Origin of the sequence: Vibrio cincinnatiensis DSM 19608 (assembly GCF_900167345.1) — a bacterium.
Classification (GTDB): Bacteria; Pseudomonadota; Gammaproteobacteria; order Enterobacterales; family Vibrionaceae; genus Vibrio; species Vibrio cincinnatiensis.
This window is the reverse complement of the sequence record NZ_FUXB01000038.1, coordinates 1-3,321: the sequence shown is the minus strand read 5'-3', so window position 1 is coordinate 3,321 and position 3,321 is coordinate 1. Positions and strand designations below refer to the sequence as shown.

5 protein-coding genes are annotated in these 3,321 nt (G+C 37.7%); 4 read left to right on the top strand and 1 reads right to left on the bottom strand.

Features of this window, described 5'->3' with window-relative positions:
• Positions 1 to 663 precede the first annotated feature (663 nt).
• Positions 664 to 942, top strand: a complete 279-nt coding sequence (locus B5D54_RS16610) for a type II toxin-antitoxin system RelB/DinJ family antitoxin (RefSeq protein WP_032480862.1) — start codon at positions 664 to 666, stop codon at positions 940 to 942.
• Positions 935 to 1,204, top strand: a complete 270-nt coding sequence (locus B5D54_RS16605; RefSeq protein WP_002033296.1) for a type II toxin-antitoxin system YafQ family toxin — start codon at positions 935 to 937, stop codon at positions 1,202 to 1,204. The genes B5D54_RS16610 and B5D54_RS16605 overlap by 8 nt, the downstream gene beginning before the upstream one ends.
• Before the next feature lie 134 nt (positions 1,205 to 1,338).
• Here the strand turns inward: B5D54_RS16605 and B5D54_RS16600 are convergent, their stop codons facing one another.
• Positions 1,339 to 2,046, bottom strand: coding sequence for a 2'-5' RNA ligase family protein (locus B5D54_RS16600; protein WP_078927637.1), 708 nt, complete (start codon positions 2,044 to 2,046; stop codon positions 1,339 to 1,341).
• Positions 2,047 to 2,231: 185 nt separating this feature from the next.
• On the opposite strand from B5D54_RS16600, the gene B5D54_RS16595 reads away from it, so the two are divergent.
• Positions 2,232 to 2,789, top strand: coding sequence for a hypothetical protein (locus B5D54_RS16595; RefSeq protein ID WP_078927636.1), 558 nt, complete (start codon positions 2,232 to 2,234; stop codon positions 2,787 to 2,789).
• Between the two features lie 123 nt (positions 2,790 to 2,912).
• A complete protein-coding gene (locus B5D54_RS16590; RefSeq protein ID WP_139364803.1) occupies positions 2,913 to 3,101 on the top strand; it encodes a hypothetical protein in 189 nt (62 codons plus the stop codon).
• The last annotated feature ends 220 nt before the right edge of the window (positions 3,102 to 3,321 follow it).

The window sequence follows — 3,321 nt, the reverse complement described above, 5'->3', positions numbered from 1 at the left end:
CCTGCCTTCATCTCTTCTTAAGCTTACGCTCAAATGGTTAACCTTAAGTTAACCTCTGTGCTCCACGGCACACTCATGCGGTTTCCCTGCCTCTTAAATGCTTTGTTATGTAACTTTACTAACCATTTCAAAGCATTGCCAAAAATAGCATCGCCAAACACGATTTAACTTACACGAAAAGTCAGCATTGACCCAGTAGAAAAAACTCTGGCAACTACAAAAGTAACTTGAGTCTGCGGATCATGACTATAGACAAGCTGAACGCAAACCCGCTTTACCATTAAGTTCAGAATACAGACTCGAAGAACAAGAAGACAAAAACCAAATCAACATGAATAAGACTGACTTTACAAACTGTATAAATAACCCATTAAAACAATCAGTTAAAAGTATCAAACATGAAAAGTAGAAGTTCATTTTAAAATGCAAAAGGATAAAAACACTTTAAATTTCAATATATTGCGATCTTTTTTCTCTACAGTTACATAACGCCCGCTTAAGGGGCAGACAACGCTACTACCAACTTACCGCATAACACCGTAATCATAAAAACCAACGCATAGTAAAAATGCCGCGCGTTGGCTGTCCCTCTTGAAGCGTTTGTTATGTGCCATTATACTAATATTTAACTATGTAATACATTGTACAACTAAAGGTGCTGTTATGAGAACAGAAATGCTAAGTACTCGCATAGACCATGATACCAAAGTTGCTTTTACTAGCATCTGTGACGAAATGGGTCTTAGTACATCACAAGCTATTAAAATTTTTGCAAAAGCCGTGATTAATCATGGTGGTATTCCATTTGACTTACGTGTACCTCAACCAAATGAAACAACGATTTCTGCAATGAATGAACTCGTTCAAGGTCATGGGCATAAAGCAGAATCTGTCGACGCTATGCTTACTGAGCTAACTGAAGGCAAAGTTAAGAATGTATAGCTTAGAATACTCAACGCAATTCAAAAAAGACTTCAAAAAAATCACCAAAATGCCGATTTCGGACATCATTGAAGTCGGCAACATCATATCAAAGCTGCAAAGAGGCGAAAAACTCGACCCTAAAAATGTTGATCACCCTTTAACTGGCGGATGGGTTGGATTCCGTGACTGCCACGTTAAACCAGATCTAGTGCTCATTTATCGCATTTTTGATGACCAGCTCCAATTAGCAAGAATTGGCTCTCATAGCGATTTGTTCTGATGAACCTTAGTGGCACATAACGCCCAATTAAGGTGTGAAGCACGCTACCACTACACTTAATTTGACCACCGTAAACACTGAACTAGACCCAAACCAAAAATGCCAAGCGTGCTGAATCACTCTTAAATTGTTTGTTATACGCGTGGTTGGTCTGCCACTGAACCCTTAGCCAGACATTTAGTGACGACCAAGTTTTGATACCAATTGTTAAACACCAACTCAAAGTCTTTCAAAACGAAGCTACCAAAATCATAATTTCGATACTGCTGACACAACGCTAAAAGTTGCTGACCATCACTAATTGGGAGCTTAAAACGAATAAGAGAACTATGAGCTGTGACCAATTTATAACGACTATCAAAAGTTACCCTTAACCCTGCGTCACTTAGTTGAGTCCTAAGGTTATTTCTGAACTGCTCTAAAGCGTTACTGGTAGGAAAACCTTGAAGCACAATACAATTGGGAGATGCACTAACACCATGATATTTTATTTCTATCAGTTGTGTTGTTTTCAATACCGAAATGAATATATCAGCATACGCCTGAATATTGATTTCGTTTAGATCGAATTTTGGAACGCATGAAATGACCGATAAAACAGTAAGGTGAAGCTCATCAAGCGGATGATAATACTGATTAGGTTCAATTTCTCGCACTGCTTGCTGAAATTTGATGATTTCATTGAGGACAGCACTATTACCCTGCTTTAAGTATGCTAAAGCTGTGATACCCCTACGAGTATCACTAGTAGTGTCTAGTAAATGAGCGTCTAACTCATAATCATTCTGAACTGTCGCCTGCTCAAACCTTTGCCACATCTGATCATAGATACTCTGAATCATAATTCCCTCAAAAGCGTATAACGCCCGCTTAAGGGGCAGACAACGCTACTACTCACTTTCCGTATAATACCGTAATCACAAAAAAACAACGCATAGTAAAAATGCCACGCGTTGGCTGTCCCTCTTGAAGCGTTTGTTAGGCTTGCTATACTGACACTGTTTTTATATACAGCAACGATATGCCGATGATTAAGATAATAATGGTTATAACCACCACAGTAACACTATTGATTTATGCCATCTACATTGCATTTACTGGATCAGGATACGCCGCTTTAGGTTTGATGTTTACAGCAATATTGCTAGTTTGGACTGCTTTAATCGGTATCGAGTCGCTATGGGAGAGTAGTTTTTCTCATTGTTTGAAGTTAGCAATTCTAACCTGTTCTATTGCAAATGCTTATTACACAAACAATCTAAGTAAACCAGGTTATGTCGAAAAGAATCTCGACTTATTTTATGAATCTATAAATATTAAGTATTGCTCAAGCCAAGATCAACCCAACGAAGAAATGCGAGTTTTATTCAATAAGAATAAGAACAAACTACTTAGTAAATGTGCTTTGCAATCCCACCTAGACTTACAAAAGCTCAACATAGATTTAGCCAAAGCTAGATATCTAGATCCAGCCACTGGAGCAATTGATACTATTTACAGCAGCTTAACTGAGCCAGATTCGTTAAGTTGTCAAGAATTTGCAGAAACTCTAAATCGACTTTGTCCTAATAAGCTACGTTTGTAAGCCTAACGCCCGCTTAAAGGGCAGACAACGCAAACAACCACACTAAAACTAACCAACCGTAACCTCAAAACCCATTAAAACCAAAAATGGCGAGCGTTGGATGTCCCTATTGAAGCGTTTGTTATGCAACATTTACCAAATTATTCAAAATATTACCAAAGAACAGCATTGGCAAATATTCTTAAACTTACACGAAAAGTCAGCATTGACCCAATAGAAAAACGTTGGCAACAACGGAAACCATTTGATTCTGCTGATCATGACTATAGACAAGCTGAACACAAACCCATTTTACCATTAAGTGCTGAATAAAGACTCGAAGAACAAGAAGCCAAGGACTAAATCAATATAGATAAAACTGATTTTAAAAACTGATAAATAACCAATTTAAACAATGGGTTAAAAGTAACTGTAGAATAAATTAGAAACCAGAATCACAGTACGATAAAGCATAGAAATAGCTTAATTATCAATAAATTGTGATCGATTTTCTTTACTGTTGCATAACGCCGCATTAAGGGGCAAGCAACGC

What these genes read in the sequence shown, in the direction of transcription:
- B5D54_RS16595 (WP_078927636.1), top strand. Translation starts at nt 2,232, where the DNA reads ATGATTAAGATAATAATGGTTATAACCACCACAGTAACACTATTGATT.
- B5D54_RS16590 (WP_139364803.1), top strand. Translation starts at nt 2,913, where the DNA reads ATGCAACATTTACCAAATTATTCAAAATATTACCAAAGAACAGCATTG.
- B5D54_RS16600 (WP_078927637.1), bottom strand. Translation starts at nt 2,046, where the DNA reads ATGATTCAGAGTATCTATGATCAGATGTGGCAAAGGTTTGAGCAGGCG.
- B5D54_RS16610 (WP_032480862.1), top strand. Translation starts at nt 664, where the DNA reads ATGAGAACAGAAATGCTAAGTACTCGCATAGACCATGATACCAAAGTT.
- B5D54_RS16605 (WP_002033296.1), top strand. Translation starts at nt 935, where the DNA reads ATGTATAGCTTAGAATACTCAACGCAATTCAAAAAAGACTTCAAAAAA.